Raw genomic sequence first — 26,841 nt, 5'->3', positions numbered from 1 at the left:
GGAAGCGGAGAGCGATAACGCCGCCGTGACCAGAGAGTGGCCTATCGCGACGGGCGCATCAGGCTGGCACCGACCGAGGCGGCGCCGAAGCGGGCCGTTGAGCGGGGTGCGCCGCTCCCTTTTTCATCCGGCACGGGGATGAGAGTCGGCGCGACGGAGGACGACGGAGAAGGGGAGGGGGCGAGCGAAGCCGGTCCCGGGATGGCGTTCGTCGGCAGGTAGGGTTCGGCCAGCGTCGGGACCGGCTCGGTCCGGGGCTTCGAGGAGGGAGCGGGCTCGACAGCCGGACCGCGTTCGCGGCGCTTCGACGACGAGTCGTCGTCCATCGCGGCAACCCGGACGGGGGTCTCCTTACCGGGGATCGTCAGGACCATGCCGATCTGGAGGGCGTCGGGACTGCTGAGGACATCCCGGTTCGCCTCGAACAGCCGGGCGTACTGCGTGCTGCTGCCGAGACGCTTGAGGGCGATGCTGCTGAGGGTGTCGCCGGGAGCGACGACATGCTGCGCGGTTGCGGCGGGGACCACTTCGTCCGCGTCGTCGAGTTCCGGCTCCGGCGTCTGGCTCCAGGCCAGAGGAGTGCTCGCTCCGGAAGCGGGCAGAGAACGGGAGTCCGTTTCGGAGGCGGGGCCGGTCACGGGAGAGGCCGCCGTCTGCGGATCGCTCTTTGCCGTGGAGACCGGCTCAACGGGTCGAATCGGCTCGACCGGTCGTTCGACCGGGAGATAGACCTTCGCGTGCCGGGCCTTCAGATCGTGATCAATTTGCGGAAGCTGCAGGTCCGCGATCGCACCGGAGGCGTCCCCCCGCTTTTGACGCGGGCAGCAGAAAGCCGCTGCAAACCCCATAACGAGGATTGCAAGCACAAGACCGAGTTTGGCATCACGGTGCATGGCGGCGGGACGGGTTGAGCGAATCCATTCACAGTTCGGGCTCCTGCTGTCGAACAGGTGTCTCATACCACCTTGGCGCGGAGGTGCCACTTCGTCTGCACCACCTCCGGCCACCTTGGCCAATTTTCCCGCTGAGGCTCCCGTGCGGACGTCCTGCGGAAACTTCACCGCCTCGTAAGCCTGAAACGGTCGTTCCCAATCTGCCGGGCGTAATGCGGCGTCACGCAGCCAAGCGGACTCCAGACCTGAACAAACGAACCCGCCAGCGTTTAGCCCTGTCCTGGAACTGTCCGACAAGAGGGCGGACGGGAAGATCCGTAGTCATTTGAAACCCTGAAGGTCATTCTGACTCGAGGTTCCTGCTCGGGTGCCCAACAACGAAAAACACGCAAGCACATACAGAAAAACATCTTACACAGAACAAACGCTCATAGAATCAGTCGCGGCACAGTCTCTGCAGAGTCTTGGAACTAACGTTTTTGAAAAAATCGCTTCGCATGCGAACTTTTTCTGTGATCTCAGCGTCCAACGGAAACGTATGTGAAGAAGAGATTCATGCGACATGGGTGTCAAAACGACACCGAGGACGTCGCAGGTAACCGAGGTCGCACCTTTCAAGACGGAAGATGACCCCCGGGCAAGTTGGAGGAGTTCCATCATGTCCCAGTACAAAAATCCCGCCATCCGGCAGCTGACTGACCAGCAGGTCCGATACGCTCCGATTGATGTGCGGGTCGAGCAAATGGATCGTGCCGAGCAGTTCCTGACGGAGATCGATCCTTCTCAATCCTATCGCTACCAGGATGTCTGTGAACGGGTGACTTCGTTCCGCCCCGCGGCTTATCCCCAGCTGGAGATCGAAGGGGGAGACCTCGCGCACGACCTGCAGCTCTTCGTCGAAGACCTTTCGACGAGCGCCAACCTGGCCGTCGAAACGATGCCGGAGCCGGTCCTGACCGTCGAGGACGTCAGTAAGAAGTACAACGTCTCGACCAAGACCGTCGACCGCTGGCGGAAGCGCGGTCTCGTGAGCCGTCGGTTTCGGTTCGGCAACCGGACCCGTGTCGGCTTCCTGACCTCATCGCTGACGCGGTTCGTCAACGAGCACCACGACGAGATCGATCGGGGATCGCGGTTCACGCAGCTCAGCGAGACGGAGCGGGAGGACATCATCCTCCACGCCCGCAAGCTGGCTCGTTCCGGGACCTGCCTGACCGAGATCAGCAAGCGGCTTTCGAAGTCGTTCGAGCGGTCGCCGGAGACGATCCGGTACACGCTCAAGCAGTACGACGCGGATCATCCTGAGAACGCGGTGTTTCCGGACGCCTCCGAGCCTTTGGGCGCGGATCGGAAGAAGGAGATCTACCAGCGGTACAAGCGGGGTACGGCGATCGACGTTCTGGCGGGGGAATACTGCCGGAGCAAGTCGTCGATCCAGCGGATCGTGTCGGAAGTTCGTGCCGAGCTGATTTTCGAACAGCCGATCGACTTCATGGACAGCCCCGAGTTCCACGTTCCCGCCGCGGAAGTGGTGATCCTGGGTGCTCCTCCGGTGGTCGACAAGAAGGGTCCGAAGGTCAAGGCTCCTCCGGGGCTGCCTCCCTACCTGGCGAGCCTGTACACCGTTCCGCTTCTCACCCGGGAAGAGGAGGGGTACTACTTCCGGAAGATGAACTTCCTGAAGTTCCAGGCGCACGAGCTGCGTGAGCAGATCGACCGGAGCCGCCCGCGGGCTTCGGAGCTGGACCGGCTGGAGTCGCTCGTCGAGCAGGCCGGCGAGGTGAAGAACTTCCTCATCCGCAGCAACCTGCGGCTGGTGGTGTCGATCGCCAAGCGTCATATGACGCCGACGACGAGTTTCTTCGAGATGGTTTCGGACGGGAACATGTCCCTGATCCGGGCGATCGAGAAGTTCGACTACACCAAGGGGAACAAGTTCTCCACGTACGCCACCTGGGCGATCATGAAGAACTATGCCCGGTCGATTCCGGCCCATTACACGCAGATGGACCGGTTCCGGACGGGGAATGAAGAGGTGTTCGAGTTCTCCCGTGAGAAGCGGGGGAGCCAGTTCCTGGACGAGCAGGTCAATCAGGGTCAGCACAAGATTCTGATGGGGATTCTGGACCAGCTTGATGAGCGGGAACGGGCGATCATTGTGAATCGGTACGGCCTGGACGTCGGGAGCGATCCGCTGACGCTGGAGGAAGTCGGAAATCGGTTTGGTGTGACGAAGGAGCGGATCCGGCAGATCGAGACGCGTGCATTGCAGAAGATGCGGAAGATTCTGGCGGATGAGCCGGTGGATATTCCTGGCGTGTAGTTTTCGGTGAGACGCAACGTGAGTGGCCCCTCGGTCGTAAGCCGAGGGGCTTTTTTTTGCGCTGATAATGAACCGGGGTCCAGGGGGTACCCCTGGTGGGGAGTGCAGAGGGGCAACGCCCCTTTGCCCGCCGGAGGCCCTCTCGTCGAGAGATGTCTGAAGGATTGAGTGTTCAAGCGCGGACACCGTGTCGGATGCCCCCTCACCAACCCGCTCCGATCCTCAGCACCGGCTCCACAAAGCGGACATCCGTCGTGTTCCACGGTTCCTCACAGAAGTGCCTCCGGCGGCAAGGGGGTGAGACCCCCTTGACCCCAGCGGCCGTCGTACGTTGGGCTTGAGCTATGGGACCGTGCCGGCGAGGACGCGGTTTGGCTACAGGACCGTGACGATCGATCCCGCGACCGGAATCGCCAGGGCGGCCAGGACAACGCCCAGCACCATCCGGCGAAGAACCCCTCCCTCGCCCGACAGAACTCGCGACTGCCCGTTCCACAGCCCCAGCCCGACCGCCACTGCGACCGTACCAAACACGACGAGCGTCCACGGACTCGCGCCGTGCCGTAACAGGTCCGCTCCATCCCCAATCCCGCTCAGCCCGCCGACCGCGATATAGACGCCGTTCGCCACACAGCAAAACCCCGCAAAGAAGCGAACCAGCGCCGCCGCAGCCACCCGGCAGGCCCGCAGAATCGACCAGGCCACCAGCGGCACCAGGACACCGACGACCGGCCCGCCCCAGACCACCAGCAGCGGCGACGGATTCGGATCGACATCCGTCCTCGAGATCGCCCACGGCCGAAGCTCCACGGCAACAACCCGGCCTCCGGATACGAGAGCCGCGAGGACGTGCCCCGCCTCGTGCACCATCTGCATTCCCCACCAGCACGCCAGCACAAGGGCCACCGCTGCCACGGCTTCCGTACGCCGGCTTCGGGTGATCACGTGCTCCGCTCCGCCGCCGCGTCGTCATCGCCCCCCGGAGGCGATGGCAACTCGTGAACGCACGGAAAGGAAAGCGTAAACCGCGTCCCCCGGCCCGGCTCGCTGTCGCAGTGAATCGTTCCGCCATGCGCCTCGACGATCTTCCGTACCGTCGGCAGGCCAAGCCCCGTCCCGGAGTCCTTCGTCGAAAAGAAGACCTGGAACAGCTTCTCCTGGACCGCCCGCGGGATCCCGACTCCGGTATCGATCACGTCCAGACAGACCTGGTCCCCCCGGCGGCAGGTCTGGAGCTCGATCACTCCCCCCTGCGGCATCGCCTGCTGAGCATTGCGGGTCAGGTTCGTCACCGCCTGCCGGACCAGCGTCGGATCCATATCGACGAGCGGCAGGTTCGACGCCAGATGCGGCCGCAGCTCGATCCCGTACTTCCGGGCCTCCGGCGTGTAGAAATCCACGAACTCCTGCACGACCTGGCTGAGGTCGCGGGGGAGCTTCTGCATCTCTCCCGCCCGGGCGAACTGGAGGAACGCGCTCAGCAGCCCCTCCACCCGCGCACATTCCCGGCGGATCGTCTCCAGCTTGCGGAGCATCCGCCGCGTCTTGGGATCCTCGGATTCCACCGCGTCCTCGAACAGGAGGTCGAGGTTCATCCGGATCGTCGAGAGCGGATTGCGGATCTCGTGCGCCAGTCCGCCGGCGAGGGTGGTCACTTCCGCGGACTGCGAGCGGGGCCGTTCCCCATCCTGAGCCCCCGCGGGCTGCCCCCCAGCGGCCGAGTGCGTTCCTGAAGGGGAAATCGGCTCCGCGGACGGAGAAGCGGTCGGAGTGGCGGACGGATCGGCAGAGACCGGCATGAATGAGTCGCGAGAGCTCGGCGGCAGCGGATAGGGAGTACCGCGGACCATACCAGATTCCGCCAATCGCGGCCGTGCCGCGCCCGCTTCCGCCCGCGAAAGCGGAACTGCTTCGAAACGGGCCGCGCCGGCTGCGCACTTTCTGCCGGTGTGGTGCGGCGCGGTGGGGCGAAATGGCGTCCTACAGCAATCATCGTTGTCACGCGATGATCGACCGGAAAAGTCCCGCGCAGCTTGCCGCTGCTACCGGGCCTTCGCGACCGGATGGGGTTCGAGGGCTTCCAGAGGGGAAACCGGCCCGGGAACTTTGCCTCGACGGAAAAGTCTCACAGCCCGAAGGCCGCGAGGACAAAAACGCCTGCAATTTTCGACGTTTGCGGCTCTCAAGGGGCTTTTCCCCCCTTCCCGATGGAATTCGTAAGCCATGACCGACCAGCGAGTGGAATCCTCGCTAAGGATGGCGGGTTCACGACCCAACTGTGAGTTGCCGTCAAAGGAATGTCCGCAGGAGAGGTTCTTCTGCCCCTCGCCTCGAACGAGCGTATCCCGCGTTCGAGGCGCGACGACGGCCTGTGTAGTCCAAGGGAAGGAGACACTACGCTATGAAGTCCATTCGTACCATCGCTGCGTTGGCCGCAGTGCTCGGGCTGGGCGGCTACGCCCAGGCCGGCTTCGGCCTGCTGGGTGGGTGTGGGGCATCGAAGTGCTGCGATTGCGCCCCGACCTCTCAGCCCTCGTGCTGCCGGCCGACGATCGTCCGGCCGTGCCACCGGAACGTCTACAACTACCAGCGGACCTGCGCCAAGCCGATGTGCTGTGACACGGCCTGCGCTCCCGCGACCGCCTGCGGTCCCTCGGCCTGTGCCGACACCGGAGCCGGTGCTTGCGGTGCGGGCAACGCCTGCACGACCGGCCCGGCCTGTGCCGCTCCCTGCGGTGCCGGCAACGGATGCGCCGCTCCTTGCGATCCCGGCTGTGCCGCTCCCTGCGATCCGGGTTGCGCTGCTCCCTGCGATCCGGGCTGTGCCGCTCCTTGCGACCCGAACTGCTGCGACAGCGGCTGCCTCGGCGGAGCCAAGAAGTGCGGCCTGTTCGGCCACAAGTGGGGCGGATGGAAGAAGGGCTGCCTCTTCGGCAAGAAGACCAGCTGCTGCGAAACCGCTTGCGATGACTGCTGTGCGCCGGTCTGCAACGACGCCTGCGAAATCGCTGAGCTGATTTACTGCTCGCAGACCGCCTGCTACGCCCGTCAGCGGGCCGCCGCGATCCACAAGCTCGGCGACCGTTATGACTGCGTCTGCCATCCGGAAATCATGTCCGCTTTCATCTATGCCCTGAACGACGCGGATGAACGCGTTCGTCGCAAGGCGGCCGATGAAATCGGCGATCAGGTCCGCCGCAACGGCTGCTGCTGCAGCCCGTGCGTGGTGGCCGCCCTCACGACCGCTCTGGCCGACTGCGACCGCGGCGTCCGTCGTGAAGCCGAGCAGGCTCTCTGCCTGTGCGGATACGACGTCGTCGATGGCTGCTGCGATCAGTGCGACGTGGCCTGCAACGACGCTTGCGGCAACGCCTGCGGAACGGCTCCGGCCGTTCACGCTGCCCCGGCTGCGGCTCCGGCCGCTCCGATGGATGGAGCCGCTCCGGCTCCGGCCCCGCCGCAGGAGCCCAAGGCTTACTCGCCGAAGGCCTCCCAGAACCAGCTTTCTTCCCGCAAGAGCCTGTCGAACCTCTTCGGAATGGTTCGGTAGTCCGAGCGGAATGAAACGAAACTGTGGGGCCGGACGGGCGAATCCGGCACACACCGGATGATGTTCGAAGGCTCCACTTAAGACACGCTGCCGCGATTCGGCAGCCACAGGTGGAGACTCGTGAACCAGACAACCCTCGGGATGGCCCGAGGGTTGTTTTGTTTTGGGAGTCGTCAGTTTTCAGTGATCAGTGTCTTTGGACGAGATCACTGACGACATCATGAGGGGACTGACGTCCCCCGCTGGCCACCTTCACAGATGGCGGCCCTGCTACGGAAGACGGGCGAGGCTCTTCATCAGCTGGACGGCGCGGACGCAGTCCGCGAGACGGTCTTCGCCCCCCGTGCGGCGGACTGTCATCCAGCCCTGGTAATTCATCTCCGCCGCGAGCGCGAGAATCTCTTCCCAGCGGACCTGCCCCTGGCCGACCACGGTCTCCTGGCCCGAGCCGTCGACGTCGCTCCGGCCATCGCGGATCTGCAGGTGCTGAACGACGCCATGCAACCGGTGCAGCGCCTCTTCGGGCTTCCGGCGATTGATCGCGAAGCCAGCCGGATCGAAGTCGATGCCGACCGGTCCGGACGAAATCTTTCCCGTCAGCTCCAGCAGCGTCTCGGCACTGTCGTCAGACGGCGTGATCGTCGGGACCACGCCCAGGTGATTGCCAAACATCGCCAGGTCCGCCAGCAGTTCCTCGAGTCGAGCGCGGTCCGGCGTGTCGTTGTCCGGGATTCGTCCAGCTCGAAAGATGAGCGTCCGTACGCGGAGCTGTGACGCCAGCACGAGCCCTCCGCGGACTTTCTCCATCCGCAGGTCGAGCTTCTCCCGTTCATAAAGCGGCCGGTTCAGCGGAACGACGAGCGTTCCGAGCGAAAGGCTGCGTTCGGAGAGATAGTGGAGGAACTGCTTGCGGGCCGTCTCCCCCATCTCGTCGGGCTTGATCTCCGTCCGGACTTCGAACTGGACGCCCGAAACTCCGAGCTCCCCCGCGAGGCTGATCGCCTGCCGGAGAGGAAGCTCGAACGGAGCAGTCGCAACGGCGAGTCGAGGAGCGAACATGATCGAACACCGTTCCCGGGGAGTGTTGATTTCAACGACCGTCGGCCCTGCAGCCGCCCGCAGTCAGCGACCGGCTTATAGCAAAACCCGCTCCAAACGGAGGTCAGAGACTCGAGACGACCGCTCCGTTCGCCTTTGTGCCCGGCCGCCGACCGCCTCAGTCTCCAGCCCACCCTAGACGTCCAGGTCTTCCGCGTCCGCCCCCTGGTCCATGATGAGCTTGTAGCGTTCTGACGCATCTTTGCCGAGGAGCTGCGAAAAGGTCGCATCCGCTTCGATCGCGCTCTCGATGTCGACCCGCAGAAGCGTCCGCGTCTTGGGGTCCAGCGTCGTCTCCTTGAGCTGGTCGTGATTCATTTCGCCCAGCCCTTTGAACCGCTGCACGTCGACGTTCCGGTTCTTCGGAAGCGACTGCAGGATCTCTTCCTTGTGGGCGTCGTCGCGGGCGTAGTGCCGCTCCTTGCCGACTTCGATCTTGTAGAGCGGCGGCTGGGCCAGGAAGAGCTTCCCCTGCTGGATCAACTCCCGCATGTGGCGGAAGAAGAAGGTCAGGAGCAGCGTGCTGATGTGGTAGCCGTCGCTGTCGGCATCCATCAGGAGGATGATCCGGTGGTACCGCAGCCGGTGCGGATCGAAGCCGCCGCCGATCCCGGTCCCGAGCGTCTCGACCAGGTCCTTGATCTCCTGGCTTTCGAGCGCCTTGCCGACGCCGAGCGACTCCGTGTTCAGGATCTTGCCGCGAAGAGGAAGAACCGCCTGCGTCCGCGAATCCCGGCCGCGGGCGGCGGTGCCACCGGCCGACTGACCTTCGACGATGAACAGCTCGGACTCCTCCGGGTCATCGCTCCGGCAGTCGAGCAGCTTGCCCGGGAGGTTGCTGCGCTTCGAGCCCGGCGTCTTGCGGCGGACTTCGCTGACCGCCTCGCGGGAGGCGGCGCGGGCCCGGGCCGCCAGGACGATCCGGCCAATGATGGCGTCGGCGATCGACCGGTTGTTGTTGAGCCAGCCTTCGATCCCGCCGCGGGCGATGTTCTCGACCAGCGAGGTCATTTCGGGGTTGTTGAGCTTGTCCTTCGTCTGCCCCTGGAACATCGGGTCGTTGTGGAAGACCGAAAGGATCGCCACGACCCCTTCGCGGATATCGTCCGGAGTGATCGTTACCCCCTTGGGCTTGATCTCGTGGACGTCCATGTAGTTCTTGATCCCCTTGGCGATCCCCTGCCGCAGGCCGGCCTCGTGCGTGCCGCCGCCGCGGGTGCGGATGCCGTTCACGTAGCTGCGGATCGCCTCGTCGGTGGACTCGGTCCACTTGAGGGCCACCTCGACGCGGATCTTTTCCTCGTCCCGCTCGGCGGTGAAGAGCTGCTCGTGGACAACCTTCTTGCCGTCGTCGACGATGATCTTGTCGAGGTAGGAGAAGATCCCCTGGGGGTGGTGCAGCTCGAACTTCTCCCCCTTGGCCTCGTCGTGAAAGACGATCGTCAGGCCGGCGTGGATGAAGGAGATGTCTTCGAGGTGCTGGCGGATCGTGTCCGCGGAGAACTGGATCCGGCGGAAGATCTGTTCGTCCGGGCGGAAGAAGATGATCGTGCCGTGGCCGCGGAAGGGGCGGGTCTGCTTGAGCTGGGTCGTCGCCTTCCCGCGCTTGAAGCGCTGGACCCACTCATGCCCTTCGCGATGGACGGTCGCGACGAGTTCTTCAGAAAGAGCGTTCACGACGGACGAACCGACGCCGTGCAGACCGCCGCTGCGGGCGTAGATCTTGTCGGAAAATTTGGTCCCCGAGTGGAGCGTGGTGAGGATCAGCTCGAGGGCGGGCTTCTTGTACTTCTTGTTGATGCCGACCGGGATACCGCGGCCGTTGTCCTCGACGGTGACCGAGGAGCCGTCCTTGTGGAGCGTGACGTCGATCCGGTCGCAGGCACCGGCGAGGTATTCGTCGACCGAGTTGTCGACGATTTCCCAGATGAGGTGGTGGAGTCCGCGGACGTCGACGCCGCCGATGTACATGGAGGGCCGTGCCCGGACCGCTTCGAGTCCTTCGAGGACCTGGACGTCGTCGGAGGAGTAGCTTTCGCTCTGCGGCTTGAGGACGGACGACATGCACCAAACTCCGTTTCGGATGCCATTGGGCGGGGGCGGGGGGAAGGGGCGGAGTTTAGCGGGTTGGCGGAGGTGAGAACACCGCGCCTATCCGCCAGCTCGAACCGCGTCCCGGCCGGCACAGCGTTGCTTGCTCAAACCCAATATGCGACGGCAGCTGGGGTCAAGGGGCCGAAGAAACAACACAGTCCCCCTTGCCGCCAGAGGCGCTTCGAAGAGGAACCGCGGGACACAAAGGATGTCCCCTTTATGGGACTGGCGTAGAGGACTCCCTCCAACTACACCGCTCGCTGCGCAATCCCCGCGGATTGTTGAGGGGGCATACGACACGTTGTCCGCGCTTGGACACTCACTCCTTCAGACTTCTCTCGACGAGAAGGCCTCCGGCGGGCAAAGGGGCGTTGCCCCCTTGCATCCCCCACCAGGGTGCCCCTGGACCCGGTGAACGGCGATGTCGCCGACAGAATCACTTCGCCGCCGCGGGAGCCGGCAACTTCACCACACAACGGAAACCAATTCCCTCATTCCGGTGCTGCATCGATTCGCCCGCCCGGTGCCAAAGCTCCCAATCCGACTTCCCCCCCTTCGCCACCCGCGTCAGCAGGTTGGGATTCGTCCGCGGCCCCTGAGGATTGCGAATGGCGCTCCCATCCCGCTCCTTGGCAGATGCGTAGTAATCGGCCGAAAAGATGTCCGCACACCACTCCCGGGCGTTCCCCGCCATGTCGAAGACGCCCAACGGGCTGACATCCGCACGGTACGAGCCGACCGGATCAATCTGTCCAAGCCTCCGCGCCTTCTCCCAGATCGGACGGTCGTTCCCCCACGGATACCGATAAGAGTTCGGCCCCCGGGCCGCCAGCTCCCATTCCGCCTCGGTCGGGAGCTCCTTCTTCGCCCACTTGGCGTACGCGGTGGCATCCCGCCACAGCACTCCCACCGCCGGATGGTTCTGCAGTTCACCGGCGTTGAGAGGCTCTCCCACCGTCTGTTTGCCGGCGTCCTTGAGGGAATTGCGGCACTTGAAATAACGCTCGAGCGTCACTTCCTGGAGATCGATGTAAAACGAGTCGACAAACGCCCCGTGGGCAGGCGCCGCTTCCGGCGTCCCCTCGTTGGTTCCCTGCACGAAAACGGAGCCGGGGATGTAAACCATCTCCGCGCCGTCCGCCTCGCAGGTAATCCGCCAGGGCCAGCCGTCCGGCGTCGCCCCGTGCTCGGGCAGGGCCCGGAACCCGTCGGGGAGCTTCGCCGTGATCCGTCCGGCAACTGTCCCGCCACTCACAACGACCTGCGAAACCGGATCGGCGGTGATCACCGCCACTTCCGCGTCCGAGCCCACGGTCGGATCACCGATGTCGAAGTTCGCCTGTTCGGCGTCGACGAGATAGATGCGGTCTTCGGAAACGGAGGGGTCGATCTTCGAGCGGCCGCTCTTGGAACCGGCCGATGCCGGCGCCGCCGCGGCCATCGGAGCGGCAGCCGGGGCCGCGGGGGCGGGCGCGGCCACCGGAGGAGGGGCAGGGGCCACGACGGGCGGAGCGGCCGGGGGAGAGGACTGGCCACAGCCGACGAGAGCGCCCCCCAGGCTCAACGCGAGACACATCCGAATCGGCCGCCGCATCGCACGCTCCTCGTCAATCGGGACGTTGTCTGTCCGGACGGGATCGATGATATCGCCCGGAATCGTGTGCGTCTCTGCAGCGTGGCCCTGCGCTTCAGCACCGTTGCGGAGCGGCGAATCGGAAAGCCGTCCAAACCACCAGCGGTGTTTGAACTGGCGGGGCGGCGTTCATCAGGGGACTGACGTCCCCCGCTCGCCGGTGGTCCAATCGGTCAGTTCGGGAACTGGAGCACGCAGCAGCCAAGGCGGACTTCCGGGCGGCGACGGGCCCCTTGAACAAGCCGATCGCTCACGATTTCGTAGATCACCTGCCGGCCGCTCTTCTGGGCCTGGACGTATCCCTCCCGCTTGAGCACGGAGAGATGGTGCGAGGCCAGGGCGACGCTGACATCCAGAACGTCCGCGATGGCGGAGACCGCGTGCGGCCCCATCATCAGCAGTTCGAGAATCCGCAGCCTCTCCGGCTCCGAGAGGACCCGGAGTTGTGTAGCACATTCGTCAGCGGACAGGCTTTCGGCCATCGAGACGCCCTCCTCGTGATGAGCGATGCTAATTCCGGATTCACGATTGTCGAGTGCATTTTCCCTCAGTCCTTGTTGATTGGTCAAACCCCGCTTAGAGTTTTGGGAGGTTGTTCCGGTGTGCACCCCTCACGGGATGCGCTCTGATCTCATGAATGGGAAATATGGCTGAACCGCGTTTTATCCTGATTGGAGGCTTTCTCGGGGCCGGAAAGACCACAACTGTCGCCCGCCTGGCGCAGCGCTTTGTCGAGCAGGGGAAGAAGGTGGCGATCGTCACGAACGATCAGACCAATGATCTGGTCGATACACACCGGCTGCAGCAGCAGGGGTATCATGTCGGCGAGGTGGCGGGGGCGTGTTTCTGCTGCAACTTCAATGAGCTGACCGGGACGGTCGAGAAGCTGAGCGCGGAGGAGCGTCCCGACGTGATCCTGGCGGAGCCGGTCGGGAGCTGCACGGACCTGGTCGCCACGGTGATCCGTCCGCTGGCGCAGGTGTACCGGCAGCCGTTCGATATGAAGCCTTACGGCGTGATCATCAAGCCGAGCCACGGGCTGCGGATTCTCAAGGGGCAGGAGAAGTCCGGGTTCTCTCCGAAGGCGGCCTATATCTTCGAGAAGCAGATCGAAGAGGCGGACTTCGTGGTCATCAACCGGATCGATGAGCTGAAGCCGGAGCAGGTTCAGGAATTGACGGCGCTGCTCACCGAAAAGTTTCCCGGGCGGCCGATCGTGCGGATGTCGGCGAAGACGGGCGAGGGGTTCGACGCTTACTGCGAGTTCCTGGAGCAGTCAGGGGAGTTCGGCCGGCGCGTCATGGATCTCGATTACGACGTGTACGCCGAGGGAGAGGCGGAGCTGGGGTGGCTGAACAGCAACATCACCGTCTCGGCCGAGAAGGACTATGCGCTTGACGACCTGCTGCTGGGGGTGGTGAGGAGTCTGAAGACATCTCTAGCTGCCGAGGAGGCGGAGACCGCGCACCTGAAGGCGATTGGTCTTTGGGAAGGGTTTTACGGGGTGGCGAACCTGGTGAGCAGTTTTACGGAGGCGGAGTTGTCTTTGCCGTCGCGGGCGATGGTGAAGGAAGCGCAGCTCGTGGTGAATGCGCGGGTGGCGATTGCTCCGGAGCGGTTGACGGAGTTGGTTCGGGAGGCGGTGTTGTCGACGTGTGAGTCGCTGGGGGCGCGGGCTGACTTTGCGTCGATCCAGAGTTTTCGTCCGGGCCGTCCGGTTCCGACGCATCGGATCACGAGTGCGAGCGCCGAATAGGCAACCAGCGATCCATCACCGGGTCCAGGGGCACCCTGGTCAGGGGTTGCAAGGGGGAGAATCCCCCTTGCCCGCCGGAGGCTTGTCTCGTCGAGAGATGCCTGAAGGAGGGTGTGTCCAAGCGCGGAGAACGTGCCGGATGCCCCATCACCAACCCGCGGGGAGTGGATCGCCAGCGGTGTATTTTGATGAAGTCCTCAACGCCGGTCCCACAAAGCGGACCTCCGTTGTGTCCCACGGTTCCTCACAGGAGTGCCTCCGGCGGCAAGGGGTTTCCCCCTTGACCCCGGCTGCCGTGGCACGTTGGGTTTGAGCTATCAAAGTCGTGCCGGCAAGGACGCTCATTACGCAGGCGAGGGCATCGAACGCCGCAGGGCGAACGCGACGCCTCCACACAGCGCCGAGACCGCCGCCACCGCCGCCGCCAGCATCCCCACCCGATTCTGCGTCGCCTCCGGCCGCCAGGCCGCCAACAAACGATTGATGACCTTGGGCTCCAGCGAAACCTTCCAGTACTCGCGGTAAAGCGGCTCCCGAATCACCGCATCCGCCACGTCGATCCGCACCAGCTGCGTCTCCCGCACCCGCTCGACAATCGCCCCGCTCGACCGAACCTCATTCATCGACGGGAACCAACCCCCGACCTCCGGATGCAACGTCCGCAGCCGATCCGCCAACCGGGACTGCGCCAGCGAGAGCACCGCCCCTTCGGCAGTCAGAACGTTCGCCTGCGGTTCCGAATCGACAACCGCCACCGCCGGATCCGAAGTCTCCGGCGACACCACCCACTCCGGCAACGCCTCAATCAGCGTCCCATTCTCCTTCATCGCTTCGAACCGTTCGATCCGGTGCGGATCGCCCGACGACGCTGTCGCCGGCTCCACCTCCTCCGCGCCGGTGGCGACCGCCGAGACCGGAGTGGCGCGGGCCACCCATTCCCGTTCGATCGCCTGCCGGTCGGGATGCGTGTACTCCACCAGCACCGCCTCCTGAGGAACATGAGCGCTGCGGAGCCAGTAGACGGCAACCGCCAGCCCCAACAGCACCGCCGCTCCTCCTGCGATGAAGCCAATCAGACGAAGGCCCCCCGCCTGAACCAGCGCGAAGACGACGGCGCACACCACGATCAGAAACATCCACGAAGGAGCCCTCATGACGCGGGCACCGAGGTCCGGCTGAAGCCCGACCGGCATCGGCACGTCATGACGATGCAGGAACTCCGGCGGCGGCGCGTAAGGAATCGACTCGGGGCCGCCGTACTGAATCGTGGCGACCTGGGCGGGCCGAACGACTTCGACCGACGACACGCCGATGAAGCCCAGCAGAAGCAGCGCGACCCCGCCAAAGACGAGGGTCATCACCGCTGCGGGGCGCCAGCGCGGCTGCGTCAGGCCGTAAGCGATGATCGCCCCGGCAATGAGGAACAGCACCAGCCCCAATACGGGAAAGACGGGAACAGCAGTCGTCACCACGGCTCACTCCTCAGGTCACCGTCCGCAAATCGTCGGTCCGCGTCCAGGGGGATGAAATCTGCAACCCCGCCGAGACGACCGCCCCCCACAGCACACCCCACTCCTGCGGCACCGGCCACACGAACGTGAGGCCGTACGCGATCATCGTCGACCACACGAGGGGCGCCACCTGGAACCGCGACGCCCGGATTGCGGACGTCTGCTTGCCCCACCGCACGGCCAAGGCCAGCGAAGCGAAGTAGAGAAGGTAGGCGAGCCCACCCGGATTCCCGGACGACTCGATGAGCGGACGCTCACCGAGCGCCCGCATCCCGCGCGACACGGAGCTCAACGCTCCCGTCCCGATCAGCCAGTCGTCGAGAACGTGGGCCACGAGACCAACCCCCGCTCCCGCCAGCGCGAATCCGACACGGCGGGCCATCGGCTCGTAGCCGCGGCCTTCCTGAAACACAGCCACGCCGCCGAGGAGCCAGACCGCCGCGACAGCGGTTCCGGCAAACAACCCCAGCGCGCCGAGGTCGGGCGAGCCGAACGAGGTCCGGTAAAAGGAAGGCTGCAGCCACCCCAGGAGGGCGGCGAGGGCCGCGACGACGACCGGCGCCATGGACGCGGTCGACGTCCAAGCCAGCCATCGCTCTCGCGCAGTCGGCGGAGCGACCCGCCGCGGCCCGGCCGGTCCGATCGCCGTCCGTAGCGGGGCAGCCTGCGGGACCCCGGACAACGAGCGGTCGAGAAAACGACGCGATTCACGCGAGACCAGGCCGCACAGGGCGTAAGCGCCGTATCCCATCCCGTACAGCGCCGCGATGACCGAGATCAGGATCGGCCCGCGGCCGAAGCTCCCCCGCGACAGCGAGACCAGGACGACGACGAAGGCGGCAATCGCGAGCCCGCGACCGATCGACCATCCGTCGCAGCTCCCCGCCCCCCACGGCTGCGGCGGCGTCCGCCGCGTCCAGCCCTCCGGCCGGCAACGCTTCGGCCCGCAGCCGAACTTGTGTCGCCGCGGCTCCTCCGTCGAGGTCGAGGCGGAGCCGGTCGCGTGAGCCTGAGACGCGCCCCGGCCCACCACGGCGTCGTCGAACGCTCGCTGAAAGGCGGTGACCGAGGCGAACCGCTGCTGCGGATCCTTGGCGAGCGCCCGGGCGATGACCGGCCGGAGCCGTTCGGGCAGCCTCCGGAGATCCGGCGGCTGCGAGAGGTGCTTCATCAGGATCTCACCCGTCGATTCCCCGTCGAACGGAACCTGGCCCGTCACCATCTCGAACAGGATCACGCCCAGGGCGTAGACGTCGATTTCCTTGCCGTACCGCCCCTGGGCGACTTCTGGGGCCATGTAGTAAACGGTGCCGACGCTCTGGGTCTGGGCCGACCGCTGGCTGGCGCTGATGAATTTTGAGAGGCCGACGTCGCCGACCTTCGCACCGCTGGGGGCCGCAAAGATGTTCCCCGGCTTGAGGTCGCGGTGGACGATCCCCCGCTGATGCAGGAAGTCGACGCCACCCGCGATGCCGTGCAGCCAGCGGCGGACGTCTTCCATCGGCATGCCGCTGGGGAACCGCCGGATCGTCGTGTCGAGCGTCTCGCCCGGCACGTATTCCATGATGATCCAGTGGTCGTTGTCCTCGTCCCGCCGGACGTCGAAGATCGTCACGAGGTTCGGATGGCTGAGGTTGAGGCACTGCTGCACCCCTCTCAGCTCGACCTCGGCATTGTTCTGCAGGAGCTTGAGCGCGACGTCCCGGCCCGCGTCGCTGACGGCGTAATAGACCTCGCCGAACCCGCCCCGATAGATGGCCCGCTTGATCGTGTAGCCGGAGAGGGGGCGCGACTCCGGTGAGAATGTGAACTTCATCCGCCCCTCCCCCTCAGTGACCGCTCCCGACCACGTCCGCTTCATTCCGGTCCCAGGCGAATCCCTTCGCCCTCAACGATATTCCTCGCGAACAGCCGAACCAAGGCCGACCGCCGCGACTGCATTATCGCAACGGTCGGCAGTTCGCTGCGGATCATTCCGGATTCGCAGCAACCTGGGCTTCCGGAACCCCCGGCTTGAAGAAGTGCTCGTCGATGCGTGACGTAATGTCGACCGACTCTTCGACATGCTTCTCGACGGGGATCAGGTCGCTGAAGTTCCCCTCGGCGTCGAGGACGGCGTCCTCCACGTCGAGCCGCTGGTCGATCTCGCTGATGAGCGTCTTGACCTGGGCGAGCTTGGAGTCGTCGATGTCGAGGCTGGCAACGGTCTTGCGGGCTTCAACGGTCCGCAGGCGGGCCTGCAGCCGCTCCAGGGCGACTTCCAGGTCCTTCTTCTGGGAGAGCATTCCTTCGAGCGTCTCGCGATGCGTCGCGAGAGCCTTTTCCTTGGCCGCGAGGAGTTCCCGCTCCTTCTTGAGGGTGTCCTCGGCGACCTTGAAGCGGTTGAACCGCTGCGTCAGGTCCTTCTCCAGTTCCTTGCGGTTGTACTTGTTCCCGGCGTAGACGAACTGCACCTTGTCGGACTTGAGGTCGCCGCTCAGGGAGAGAATCGCCTCTTCCTGGGATTCCAGGGCTTGTGACTTCCGCTCGAGGGCGGCGGCGAGTTGGGCCACCTCAACCTGTTCGCGGGCGATCACATGCAGCGACCGCTTGATCTCCGGGACGAGCTGCTGCGTCTCCTGCCGGGCCCGCTGGATCTCGAACTCGACCGGGACTTCCGACCGGACGGCGCTGCGGACGGACGCACAGCCGGTGCGGACATAGCTGACGGCGTCCCTGCCGAAGACGAGAGCCCCGACGGCGGCCACGGTCGCCGCGCTGATTGCCAATTTCCTGACCATGACTGATCCCCTCACAAAACGGCTTGGACACCGAAACCTTGGTGACACCCAGCTATTCGCTCGAGGAATCGAAATCTTGGGAGGAATCCGGAAACTTTTCCGGCCGCCGTGTAAGCCCTGGCGGGGGCGGAGTTAAACACAAAGACACAAAGGAGGCACCAAGGGCACGAAGAAGAGAAGAGGGGGAGGGCAGGGGACGCTGATTTCTCTGCCCCGGCACGTCTTCTCTTGGTGTCCTTTGTGCCCTCTTGGTGTCTTGGTGTTTAAGTCTCTTCTCAGAACTCGAAGGACCGCCGCAGGACCTCGTGGTTCGTCTTGCCGTAGACGAAGACTTTGCCCGTTTCGACGTTGTGGATGACCACTTCGGCCGGGCTGAAGAGGTTGGGGTCGATCTTGTAGAAGTCCCGGCCGGCGTCCTCGAAGATGTCGCGGAACGGCTTGCCGTAGGACGGGGAGCCGGAGGAGGGGATCTGGGCGCCGATGTCGGAGATGTTCTCGTCCTCGCCGGCGACCCAGAGCGTCACGCGGCCGCCGTAGAGGATGGCGTCGTTCGTCCGGCCGATGCCGGCGAAGTCATCCGCGGCGACGGGGGGGATGGGGGCCCAGCCGCAGGCCGCTTCGACGTTGGCGACGTCGAAGCCGAGGGCGTGCATCTTGTGCAGCGCGGTCTCGATGCTGCGGGAGACGATCTGCATGTTGCCGGCGATGCTCGCCGTCGGGGCGACGAGGAGGGCGACCTTGTCTTCGGTGATCCCGCACTTGTCGGCGATGTAGCGGACGACGTCGTCGCCGGGGAGTTCGCCCGATTCCAGGACGCCGACGACGCCGATGGCGGACTCGCGGTAGCCGAAGTCTTTGAAGAGTTCTTCGCGGCCGGCGGCGGAGCGCATGGGGCCGGAGCCCATGGCGAAGAATTTTCCGACGGAGACCTTCCAGCCGGCGTACTGGCTGAGGAGGCAGGCTTCGAGGGGGGAGTCGGTCTGGACGTAGAGGTGAGGCCAGCCGACGCCGGCGACTTCGCCGGCGACGACGTTCACGTCGGCGAGGCTGGCCATGCAGACTTCGGAGAGGGCGAGTCCGGCTCCGAGGCTTCCGGTGGTTTCGACGCCGAAGTCGAGGACGATGGCTCCGGTCTTGGTTTCGACCGGCTCGACGCGCATGGTTTCGGTGGCGGTGAGGATCTGGTGGACCAGATCGAACGCCAGTTCGTTGAGGGTCGGATCCTGGGGTTCGTCGTCGGAGCGGTCCTGTTCGGTCATCGTGGGGGCTTGTCGGTCGGGGAACGGAAGAATCGGGGAGTATCGGCCGTTCCCGGGTGGCACGCAATGCCGCCGAAATGGAGCAATTGTTTGCTCAAACACCGTCCTTGCCGGCGCAGCTCTGATAGCTCAAACCCAACATGCCACGGCAGCCTGGGGTCAAGGGGGTCTCACCCCCTTGCCGCCGGAGGCACTCCTGTGAGGAACCGTGGTGAACAACGGATGTCCCCTTTGTCGTACCGGCGTTGAGGACTGACCGCTCGCTTCGAGATCCCCGCGGGTTGGTGAGGGGGCATACGACACGTTGTCCGCGCTTGGACACGCACTCCTTCCGATGGTTTCCGACGAGACGGCCTCCGGCGGGCAAAGGGGCGTTGCCCCTCTGCACTCCCCACCAGGGTGCCCCTGGACCCGGCAGAGGACGTGAGCCAACCGATCCTCAGCGCGCGGCCTGCACAACCAGCGGAATCTCCGCAGCCTTCACGTCCGGCCGCCGCTCCAACAGCTCCGTCAACTGAAACGCCTTATACGGCCGCTCCGCCGCAGGCTGCTTGTCCGGACCCGCATTCGAAACCCAGAACCGCGTCGTCTTCGGCTCAAACAGCACATTATGAAGGTTCGACTTCATCGCCACCCCCCGGTCCATCAACCGCAGAGCGGATTCGGCCGTGAACTTGCCATGCCCCTCCTTCGCCCGCCGCACCAGCTCCCGATAGCGGTCTCCCGCAGAGAGCAGGGCACAGTCCGCCACCGGCTCCGGCAAGAGCGCATGCTTCTCACCAGCCCGGATCACCTCAAACCGGTTCCACGAGGCCTCCATCCCCACCGCCTCGTTCGTCTCACCATCGGCCACGACATAGAAATACTGACACGTCCGCCGCGACTTCTCGAACACCGAGATCGCCTCCTCCAGCGAGTGCCCCTGCTGAAGCGCCTGCCGGACCAGCCACGCCATCGGCACCCCCGTCCAGTGCCCGATCCCGCCGCCACCCATCTCCCCGATCGAGACGTGCTCGACATTCATCCCGGTCACGCACCCGACGAACCCGGCATACGACACGTTCACAAACGGAATCCCGTCCTTCGGCTCCGCCACGATGATGACCGCATGCTCCTGCAGCCCCCAGTCCACCGCGTAGTCGAGGACGCGGCCGTGATAGAGCGTTCCGTCCTCCGTCGCGGAGTTCATGATCGCGAACCCGCTGCAGTGAAACAGCTCGGGAAGGAAGTTGGCGGTCTGGACCTCCTCATACTTCTGCTGCGAGCCGGCCGCGAGTCCCGCGATCTCTTCGTAGTAAGCGGTCGGCACATACTTCCGCTGGACCGCCTCGATCGAGCGGACCGCATCCCGCGGACGGATTGCAACGGGCCCCAGCTTCACCAGCTCCCGCTCCGTCATCATCTGAACAATGTTGCCGAGGTTGCGGGTCGCGGCGTCCTTGAGCAGAGCCCCATGCTGGTACCCCATCTCATAAGGAGTCCCCTTGAGATGCAGAACGGGGTACCCGCCGATCGTTTCCAGCCACCCCGCCCCGCACCGGGCGATCGTCCGCGACTCCGCCGCGACCCCCGCCGCCGATTCGCGGAAATCTTCCCCCCGCACGAAGCCAACGTGAACCAGGAGGACAAGGCCGAGTGTCCAGACGCGAAAGCCCATGGCAGCTCCCATGATCGAACCCCACGATCGAAACCAGCAGTCGAATGAGAAGTCGCACACCGTCAAACGAAGTCTGCCGCATCCCGGCAGGACTTCCAAGCGAAATACCCGCCGCCCCCGCCGCCCGTTTCAGCGCACGGACCACTCGGATATGATTCCGGGTTCGCTCCGTCCCTAGCCTCTAGTCCCTCATCCCTAGTCCCCCGCCGCCAATGATTCGAGTCGCCATCCAGGGAGCCACCGGCTACACCGCTCTCGAACTCCTGCGGATCCTCCTGCGGCATCCCGAGGTGCAGGTGACGGCGGTGACGAGCCGCAGCGAGACCGGCCACATCTCCGAGATCCATCCGCTTCTTCGCGGCCGGCTCAACCTTCGCCTGGAAAACCTCTCCCCGGCGCAGCTCGCCGAGCGGGCGGACGTCTGTTTCTGCTGCCTGCCGCACGTCGCCAGCATGGAAGCGATTCCCCGCCTCCTCGACGCCGGACTGCGGGTCATCGACCTGAGCGCGGATTACCGCCTCAAAGATCCGGCGGTCTACGAGCAGTGGTACGGCCACGTCCACACCGACTCGGCCCGACTCGCCGCCACGGTCTACGGGCTCCCCGAGCTCTACGCCGAAAAGATCCCCGGCCAGAAGCTGATCGCCAACCCGGGCTGCTACACCAGCACGTCGATCCTGGCCCTGGCCCCCCTGCTGTGCGGCGGTTTCATCAAGCCGACCGGAATCATCATCGACGCCAAGAGCGGCGTCTCCGGGGCAGGGCGGACCCCCAAGCTCAACACGCTCTACGCCGAGTGCAACGAAAGCCTGTCCCCGTACGCCGTGGGGAACCATCGGCACACGCCGGAGATCGAACAGGTCCTGAGCGACGTCAGCCGGGAAGGGGTGGAGGTGCTGTTCACCCCACACCTCGTCCCGATGGACCGCGGGATCCTGGCCTCGATCTACGCCGACCGCCTCAAGCCGGCCACGCAGGAAGAGCTGCTCGCGGCCGTCCGGAGCTTCTACGCCGGAAAGCCGTTCATCCGCGTCACGGAGCAACTGCCGAAGACGAAGGACGTTGCGCAGACGAACTACTGCGACATCACGGTCCGGGTGGTCCGCAGCAAGGTGCTGGTCTTCGCGGTCCTCGACAACCTCATCAAGGGGGCCAGCGGGGTCGCGGTGCAGAACTTCAATCTGATGTACGGGTTCGAAGAAACGACAGCGCTGATTGACTGAGAGCCGCGTTCCGGCGCCCGTTCAAGGCTTTCGTGAAACGGAGCTTCGTCTCCTGGGCGTGGCGGAGGTCCGTGCGCCGCCGATGTCGCGGCGAATCGGTCGAGCCGCTTGGGGAAGTCACGAGACCGGGCCAGCTTTCCTTCCCGACAGCTGCCCCCTGAGGGCTGACAGCCTGAACGCACTGTGCGAAACTGTCATGTCTCCCCAGGATGAGGTTCTCATGAGTTTGCGCACCGCCCTGTATGACTGGCATGTTTCCCACGGCGGCCGGATGGTCGACTTCGCGGGCTGGCAGATGCCGGTGCAGTACACGACGCTCGTTGACGAGCACAACGCGGTGCGGACCTCGTCCGGGATCTTCGACATCGCCCACATGGGCCGGCTGCGGTTTGAGGGCCCCGAGGCGGCGGCTCTGCTGGACCGGATCTGCACGAACGATGTCTCAAAGCTGAATGTCGGAGATGTCCGCTATTCGCTCGTCTGCAACGAGCGGGGCGGAATCCTCGACGACGTCCTGATCTACCGCTTCGACTCCCACTACCTCCTGGTCGTCAACGCCTCGAACCGCGAGAAGATCGTCAACTGGGTCATCCACCACGGTCGGTCGTTCGACTGCCAGATGACCGACCTGACCCGCGACACGTTCATGTTCGCAGTCCAGGGGCCGCGAGCGGCGGTGCTGATCGACAACCTCGTCAGCGCGGCGACCGTCGACATGAAGTACTACTCCGCGCTGGAAACGGAAGTCTGCGGCGTCCCCGGCTACGTCAGCCGGACCGGCTACACCGGGGAAGACGGCTTCGAAATAATTCTCCCAAACTCCCACGCCATAAAGGGTTGGGAAAAACTCCTATCCGCCACAGCCCTCGCCGGCAGCCGCCCTTGTGGGCTCGGGGCCCGGGACACCTTGCGACTCGAAGCGGCAATGCCGCTCTATGGCCACGAACTCAGTGAGGAGATCGATCCGCTGACGGCGGGACTCGCCTTCGCTGTGAAAATCAAGAAACCCGCGGACTTTATCAGCAAGGGAGCGCTTCAGCAGATCCAGTCCCACCCGACTGGCAAGACCCGTGTCGGCCTGCGCCTCGCGACGCCGCGGATCCCGCGGGAAAAGATGCCGATCGTCCACAACGGAGAGCCCGTCGGCGACGTGACCAGCGGTACGAAGTCGCCGACGCTGGGGGTCTCGATCGCCATGGGCTACGTCCCGACCGAGCTGTCGGCACCCGGCACGACGCTCCAGATCGACATCCGCGGAACCCACGAAGAGGCCAAGGTGGTCTCGCTCCCGTTCTACAAACGAGCGTAGGGCGAGCGGGGGACGTCAGTCCCCTGATCACGCCCGTTCATTCCTTCAACTCGAAACGCCCAGCCCTCAGCGCTCACCCTTTCGTCGCTGAGGCGAGAACCGGAAAGGCTTGCGCTTCCTGATCGTGAGAAATCAACGGGCGTTGAAACGGCTCGATTGCCGCTCCGGAATCCGCCCGCCATCATTCGATGAAGCAGTGATCGAATAGTGTGCAGTGTTCTGCCTCGCGGAAGCCGGCCTCCGGCAGGAGGAGCGTCTGCCGTGGGCCCCGTCCAGCAGAGCGCTCTCAAAGCGAGTCCCGTCGCCGTACACATTCCACCAGCCCAGCCGCTCCCATCTCGATATGGCCGATCAGAAACCATCACCAGCGGACATCCTGGCCAAAATTCGGGCTGCCAAAGCCGGCGCAGGAGGAGCGGCTCCTCCGCCCGAAACGCCCGCTCCCGCCGCTGCGGAGGCGGCCCCGGCCGCCGCGGAATCCGCACCTGCGCCAGCCGCCGCCCCGAGTCCTCCGGCTGCGGCCCCTGCTGACAAGCCCAAGTCTCCGGCCGAGATCATGGCCGCCATCCGGGCCAACAAGGCCGCCGCTGGAGGCGCCGCCCCCGCGGCCGCAACTCCGGCTGCCGCCGCCCCCGCAGCAAAGCCCGCCGCAGCCAAACCGGCGGCCGCTGCTGCCGCCGCATCTGGAGACCGTCCCTCCGTTCAAGACATGCTGAAGGCGGTCAAGCAGGCCGAAGCCACGCCGGCAGCCGCTGGCGCGGTCGCCACCGCAGCCGCCCCTGCCAAGCCCAAGCTTCCCGCCAAGGGGGCTCCGGGCAAGAAAGACGCCGCTCCGGTCACGCGGCGGAGCTTCCCCGCCGCCATGCTCGCGGCCATTGCCGTTCCCTACTATCTGGCATGGACCGTCCTCGCGGCGATCGGCGGCGTCTGGTCGCTGGCGATCGCCCGGTTCATGATGCCGAACACGGTCCTCGAACTCCCCTCCCGGTTCAAGATCGGGCCGCCGTCGGACTATCCGTACGGCAAGGTCTCCGAGAAGTTCAAGCCGTCCCGCGGCGTCTACATCGTCAACACAGAGTTCGACGGGGCTCCCGCGATCTACGCCCTCTCATCGGTCTGCACGCACCTCGGCTGCACGCCCAGCTGGCTCGAAGCGGAACAGAAATTCAAATGCCCGTGCCACGGCTCGGGCTTCTACATCACGGGTGTGAACTTCGAAGGGCCCGCCCCCCGGCCGCTGGAACGCGTCGGTCTAAGCCTGTCGCCCGACGGACAGCTGGAAGTCGACAAGAGTGTCAAGTTCCAGGACGAGCTCGGTCAGTGGCAGGATCCCAAATCGTTCGTTCGCATCGCCTGATGTCTCGGTAGTCACGTCGTTCGTCTTCACGGCTTCGGTTGTTCAACGCCTCGGTCTCCGAAGGGACAGTGATGTCTGTCGGCGAGTACATTCGTCAGTCACAAATCTGGAAAAGCATCTTCCGCCACCCGGCGCCGTACGATCGGCGTAACCGGATGGTGGTCGTGCTGACCAACTTCTTCCTGCACCTCCATCCGGTCTCGGTGCAGAAGGGGGGGATCGCCCTCTCCTACACCTGGTGCATGGGAGGAGTCACCTTCTTCCTGTTCCTGGTCGAAAGCCTGACCGGCGTCCTTCTGATGTTCTATTACCGCCCAACTCTTGAGTGGGCGTTCACGGACATCCGGGCCCTCCGCGACGTCACCACGCTCGGCATCATGCGGGAAATCCACCGCTGGGGCGCCCACGCCATGGTGATCACGGTGTGGCTCCACATGTACCGGGTGTTCCTGACGGGGAGTTATAAACCTCCGCGGGAGTTCAACTGGGTCATCGGGGTCCTGTTGTTGGTTCTGACATTGCTGTTGTCCTTCACGGGCTACCTGCTGCCGTGGGACCAGCTGGCGATCTGGGCCATCACCGTCGGTTCGAACATGGCCCGCGCCCATCCTTTCCTGGGACATGAAGGCCCCGGCTTCCAATTGCTGAACATTGGAGGCTACGACCTGATCACGAACGCCAGCGACGCGCGGTTCCTCCTCCTGGGGGCCCGCACCGTCGGTGAGGAGACGCTGAACCGGTTCTACATCCTGCACTGCGTGGCCATTCCGGTCGTGGTATCGCTCCTGATTGCGATCCACTTCTGGCGAGTCCGCAAGGACGGCGGGATCAGTCAGCCGTTGTAGGCGTCGAGGAGGGAGGGTCCGGCCAGGCCGGACTCTCTGCAAAGGCGATTGGTGGCGGCGCGAGTCGATTTTGTCCCATCCCGTTTCGTCTCTCGGATGAAGCGGGGTGGATCGTTCGATCCGGAAGACTCATGGAAACGCATCCCAACCTGACCCTTACCGTCATCAACGGACTGGGCTGGCTGTACCTGCTGCTCGCCATCATGAACCTGTGGTGGACGATGCGGTCGTACAAGCAGGACGGCTACTACGAGTCGGTCGCCGGGCTGCATCACGTTCCCAAGTGTTACACTTGGGCTCTCTACACGACCCTCCTGTTCTTCGTCGCATTCGCTCACATCGTCTCCCGCAGCGATCCCGAGAAGTTTCTGCTCCGGCTCCCGGAGTGGTTCAAGACCATCGTCAACTTCGTGACATCCGACGCGCGGATCTTCTTTGCGCTCTCGGTTGCCGGCTTCTGGGCGATGATCCACTACCGTGAAAGCTGGGTGAAGCCGACCCCCGCATGGCTCCTGCTGAACGGGGCGATCCTGTTCCTGGGGCTGAGCATGACGGACTACGACTTCCGGCAGATCGTCGGCAAGCCGGACAACGTCCCGATCGTCGGCCTCCTGTTCCTGTTCGGGTTCTTCACCTGGCTGTACTTCAAGCAGGCGGTGGAGAACGATCGCCGGGTCGCCGAAGGGCGGCCGGTCGCCGAGAAAGAACTGTCGGATCAAGTTCTCGTCTGGCCGGACCTCGTTTACACCGAACTCGTCTGCATGCTGCTGCTGACGGCGTTCCTGATCGTCTGGGGTGTGGCTCTGCCCGCTCCGCTGGAAGAGCCCGGTTCGCTCGTCAAGACCCCGAACCCCTCGAAGGCCCCGTGGTACTTCCTCGGCCTGCAGGAAATGCTCGTGTACTACGACCCCTGGATGGCCGGGGTCGTGCTGCCACTCGTCATCATCGGCGGGCTGTGCGCTATCCCCTACATCGACTTCAACCGCAAGGGGAACGGCTACTACTGCTTCAACGACCGCAAGGTCTCGGTCGGGATCTTCCTGTTCGGCTTCATTCCGCTCTGGATCGGGATGATCATCCTCGGGACGTTCATCCGCGGCCCGAACTGGAACATGTTCGGAGCCTACGAGTACTGGGACGTCCACAAGCTCGAGGTGCTGAACAACGTCAACCTCTCGGAATACTTCTGGGTGTGGGGACTCGGGCAGTCGCTCCCCTCCTACCAGGGGGGAGACATCGGGATGTCGATCCTGACGATCCTCAAGCGGGAGTGGCTGGGACTCGTCCTGAGCCTCGGCTACCTGATCATCCTGCCGCCGCTGATGGCCCAGACGTTCCTGCGGAGCTACTTCATGCGGATGGGATTCATCCGCTACATGGTGTTCGCCAACCTGATCCTCCTCATGATGGCTCTGCCCGTGAAGATGGTCCTGCGGTGGGCGTTCAGTTTGAAATACATCGTCGCCATCCCCGAGTGGTTCTTTAACATCTGACCCGGCCACCGGCTGGCCGCTCTCCGAAGGGAGACCGGCCGCTCCCCGTGTTGGAAAGAG

Annotated in this window: 20 protein-coding genes; 8 read left to right on the top strand and 12 right to left on the bottom strand. The window is 64.7% G+C overall.

What is annotated here, in order from left to right:
- Positions 1-41 precede the first annotated feature (41 nt).
- Positions 42-848: a LysM peptidoglycan-binding domain-containing protein gene (locus VT03_RS28660; protein WP_075096177.1), complete on the bottom strand. Its 807-nt coding sequence runs from the start codon at positions 846-848 to the stop codon at positions 42-44.
- A gap of 703 nt (positions 849-1,551) precedes the next feature.
- On the opposite strand from VT03_RS28660, the gene VT03_RS28655 reads away from it, so the two are divergent.
- Complete coding sequence (locus VT03_RS28655) at positions 1,552-3,216, top strand: sigma-70 family RNA polymerase sigma factor (protein WP_197489113.1); 1,665 nt, start codon at positions 1,552-1,554, stop codon at positions 3,214-3,216.
- Positions 3,217-3,591: 375 nt separating this feature from the next.
- Here VT03_RS28655 and VT03_RS28650 read toward each other — a convergent pair whose 3' ends face one another.
- Positions 3,592-4,161, bottom strand: a complete 570-nt coding sequence (locus VT03_RS28650; protein WP_156514823.1) for a hypothetical protein — start codon at positions 4,159-4,161, stop codon at positions 3,592-3,594.
- Entirely contained in the window at positions 4,158-5,066 is a 909-nt protein-coding gene (locus tag VT03_RS28645; protein WP_075096175.1) for a two-component system sensor histidine kinase NtrB, read from the bottom strand. Before VT03_RS28645 ends, VT03_RS28650 begins: the two co-directional genes overlap by 4 nt.
- A 551-nt stretch (positions 5,067-5,617) precedes the next feature.
- On the opposite strand from VT03_RS28645, the gene VT03_RS32975 reads away from it, so the two are divergent.
- Positions 5,618-6,766 (top strand): HEAT repeat domain-containing protein, encoded by a 1,149-nt coding sequence (locus VT03_RS32975; RefSeq protein ID WP_231870543.1) that lies wholly within the window; start codon positions 5,618-5,620, stop codon positions 6,764-6,766.
- A 270-nt stretch (positions 6,767-7,036) separates the two neighbouring features.
- On the opposite strand, the gene VT03_RS28635 is transcribed toward VT03_RS32975, so the two are convergent.
- The 4 genes from VT03_RS28635 to VT03_RS28620 all read right to left on the bottom strand — a co-directional run bounded on the left by VT03_RS28635 (position 7,037) and on the right by VT03_RS28620 (position 12,073).
- On the bottom strand, positions 7,037-7,825 hold the full coding sequence (locus VT03_RS28635) for a sugar phosphate isomerase/epimerase family protein (protein WP_075096174.1): 789 nt from the start codon (positions 7,823-7,825) through the stop codon (positions 7,037-7,039).
- 174 nt (positions 7,826-7,999) lie between these two features.
- A complete protein-coding gene (locus VT03_RS28630) occupies positions 8,000-9,928 on the bottom strand; it encodes a type IIA DNA topoisomerase subunit B (RefSeq protein ID WP_075096173.1) in 1,929 nt (642 codons plus the stop codon).
- Between the two features lie 466 nt (positions 9,929-10,394).
- Positions 10,395-11,552: a formylglycine-generating enzyme family protein gene (locus VT03_RS28625; RefSeq protein WP_075096172.1), complete on the bottom strand. Its 1,158-nt coding sequence runs from the start codon at positions 11,550-11,552 to the stop codon at positions 10,395-10,397.
- A gap of 212 nt (positions 11,553-11,764) precedes the next feature.
- On the bottom strand, positions 11,765-12,073 hold the full coding sequence (locus VT03_RS28620) for an ArsR/SmtB family transcription factor (protein ID WP_075096171.1): 309 nt from the start codon (positions 12,071-12,073) through the stop codon (positions 11,765-11,767).
- A gap of 164 nt (positions 12,074-12,237) precedes the next feature.
- On the opposite strand from VT03_RS28620, the gene VT03_RS28615 reads away from it, so the two are divergent.
- Positions 12,238-13,347: a GTP-binding protein gene (locus tag VT03_RS28615; RefSeq protein ID WP_075096170.1), complete on the top strand. Its 1,110-nt coding sequence runs from the start codon at positions 12,238-12,240 to the stop codon at positions 13,345-13,347.
- Between the two features lie 344 nt (positions 13,348-13,691).
- Here the strand turns inward: VT03_RS28615 and VT03_RS28610 are convergent, their stop codons facing one another.
- The 5 genes from VT03_RS28610 to VT03_RS28590 form a co-directional block, all read right to left on the bottom strand.
- Positions 13,692-14,819: a hypothetical protein gene (locus VT03_RS28610; protein ID WP_156514822.1), complete on the bottom strand. Its 1,128-nt coding sequence runs from the start codon at positions 14,817-14,819 to the stop codon at positions 13,692-13,694.
- Positions 14,820-14,829: 10 nt separating this feature from the next.
- The gene (locus VT03_RS28605; protein WP_197489112.1) at positions 14,830-16,674 is read right to left on the bottom strand and encodes a serine/threonine-protein kinase; all 1,845 of its coding nucleotides are present in this window, start codon (positions 16,672-16,674) and stop codon (positions 14,830-14,832) included.
- A 154-nt stretch (positions 16,675-16,828) separates the two neighbouring features.
- Positions 16,829-17,638, bottom strand: a complete 810-nt coding sequence (locus tag VT03_RS28600; RefSeq protein ID WP_075096167.1) for a hypothetical protein — start codon at positions 17,636-17,638, stop codon at positions 16,829-16,831.
- A gap of 275 nt (positions 17,639-17,913) precedes the next feature.
- On the bottom strand, positions 17,914-18,897 hold the full coding sequence (gene mch, locus VT03_RS28595) for a methenyltetrahydromethanopterin cyclohydrolase (RefSeq protein ID WP_075096166.1): 984 nt from the start codon (positions 18,895-18,897) through the stop codon (positions 17,914-17,916).
- Positions 18,898-19,336: 439 nt separating this feature from the next.
- Complete coding sequence (locus VT03_RS28590) at positions 19,337-20,554, bottom strand: C45 family autoproteolytic acyltransferase/hydolase (protein ID WP_075096165.1); 1,218 nt, start codon at positions 20,552-20,554, stop codon at positions 19,337-19,339.
- 212 nt (positions 20,555-20,766) lie between these two features.
- On the opposite strand from VT03_RS28590, the gene argC reads away from it, so the two are divergent.
- The 5 genes from argC (at position 20,767) to VT03_RS28565 (ending at position 26,781) form a co-directional block, all read left to right on the top strand.
- Positions 20,767-21,777, top strand: a complete 1,011-nt coding sequence (gene argC, locus VT03_RS28585; RefSeq protein ID WP_075096164.1) for an N-acetyl-gamma-glutamyl-phosphate reductase — start codon at positions 20,767-20,769, stop codon at positions 21,775-21,777.
- A 220-nt stretch (positions 21,778-21,997) separates the two neighbouring features.
- Entirely contained in the window at positions 21,998-23,086 is a 1,089-nt protein-coding gene (gcvT, locus tag VT03_RS28580; protein ID WP_075097344.1) for a glycine cleavage system aminomethyltransferase GcvT, read from the top strand.
- A 343-nt stretch (positions 23,087-23,429) separates the two neighbouring features.
- Complete coding sequence (locus VT03_RS34405; protein ID WP_197489111.1) at positions 23,430-24,443, top strand: ubiquinol-cytochrome c reductase iron-sulfur subunit; 1,014 nt, start codon at positions 23,430-23,432, stop codon at positions 24,441-24,443.
- A 71-nt stretch (positions 24,444-24,514) separates the two neighbouring features.
- A complete protein-coding gene (locus tag VT03_RS28570) occupies positions 24,515-25,288 on the top strand; it encodes a cytochrome b N-terminal domain-containing protein (RefSeq protein ID WP_075096163.1) in 774 nt (257 codons plus the stop codon).
- Positions 25,289-25,419: 131 nt separating this feature from the next.
- Positions 25,420-26,781, top strand: coding sequence for a hypothetical protein (locus VT03_RS28565; protein ID WP_075096162.1), 1,362 nt, complete (start codon positions 25,420-25,422; stop codon positions 26,779-26,781).
- Positions 26,782-26,841: the final 60 nt, after the last annotated feature.

It is taken from the genome of Planctomyces sp. SH-PL14 (genome assembly GCF_001610835.1).
Lineage (GTDB): Bacteria > Planctomycetota > Planctomycetia > Planctomycetales > Planctomycetaceae > Planctomyces_A.
This window is presented reverse-complemented; position numbering and strand designations above follow the sequence as displayed.

Excerpts from the sequence above, each read along its gene's own strand:
- VT03_RS28660 (WP_075096177.1), bottom strand. The coding sequence starts at position 848 with ATGGGGTTTGCAGCGGCTTTCTGCTGCCCGCGTCAAAAGCGGGGGGAC.
- VT03_RS28655 (WP_197489113.1), top strand. The coding sequence starts at position 1,552 with ATGTCCCAGTACAAAAATCCCGCCATCCGGCAGCTGACTGACCAGCAG.
- VT03_RS28645 (WP_075096175.1), bottom strand. The coding sequence starts at position 5,066 with ATGGTCCGCGGTACTCCCTATCCGCTGCCGCCGAGCTCTCGCGACTCA.
- VT03_RS32975 (WP_231870543.1), top strand. The coding sequence starts at position 5,618 with ATGAAGTCCATTCGTACCATCGCTGCGTTGGCCGCAGTGCTCGGGCTG.
- VT03_RS28635 (WP_075096174.1), bottom strand. The coding sequence starts at position 7,825 with ATGTTCGCTCCTCGACTCGCCGTTGCGACTGCTCCGTTCGAGCTTCCT.
- VT03_RS28630 (WP_075096173.1), bottom strand. The coding sequence starts at position 9,928 with ATGTCGTCCGTCCTCAAGCCGCAGAGCGAAAGCTACTCCTCCGACGAC.
- VT03_RS28625 (WP_075096172.1), bottom strand. The coding sequence starts at position 11,552 with ATGCGGCGGCCGATTCGGATGTGTCTCGCGTTGAGCCTGGGGGGCGCT.
- VT03_RS28620 (WP_075096171.1), bottom strand. The coding sequence starts at position 12,073 with ATGGCCGAAAGCCTGTCCGCTGACGAATGTGCTACACAACTCCGGGTC.
- VT03_RS28615 (WP_075096170.1), top strand. The coding sequence starts at position 12,238 with ATGGCTGAACCGCGTTTTATCCTGATTGGAGGCTTTCTCGGGGCCGGA.
- VT03_RS28605 (WP_197489112.1), bottom strand. The coding sequence starts at position 16,674 with ATGAAGTTCACATTCTCACCGGAGTCGCGCCCCCTCTCCGGCTACACG.
- VT03_RS28600 (WP_075096167.1), bottom strand. The coding sequence starts at position 17,638 with ATGGTCAGGAAATTGGCAATCAGCGCGGCGACCGTGGCCGCCGTCGGG.
- mch (WP_075096166.1), bottom strand. The coding sequence starts at position 18,897 with ATGACCGAACAGGACCGCTCCGACGACGAACCCCAGGATCCGACCCTC.
- VT03_RS28590 (WP_075096165.1), bottom strand. The coding sequence starts at position 20,554 with ATGGGCTTTCGCGTCTGGACACTCGGCCTTGTCCTCCTGGTTCACGTT.
- argC (WP_075096164.1), top strand. The coding sequence starts at position 20,767 with ATGATTCGAGTCGCCATCCAGGGAGCCACCGGCTACACCGCTCTCGAA.
- gcvT (WP_075097344.1), top strand. The coding sequence starts at position 21,998 with ATGAGTTTGCGCACCGCCCTGTATGACTGGCATGTTTCCCACGGCGGC.
- VT03_RS34405 (WP_197489111.1), top strand. The coding sequence starts at position 23,430 with ATGGCCGATCAGAAACCATCACCAGCGGACATCCTGGCCAAAATTCGG.
- VT03_RS28570 (WP_075096163.1), top strand. The coding sequence starts at position 24,515 with ATGTCTGTCGGCGAGTACATTCGTCAGTCACAAATCTGGAAAAGCATC.
- VT03_RS28565 (WP_075096162.1), top strand. The coding sequence starts at position 25,420 with ATGGAAACGCATCCCAACCTGACCCTTACCGTCATCAACGGACTGGGC.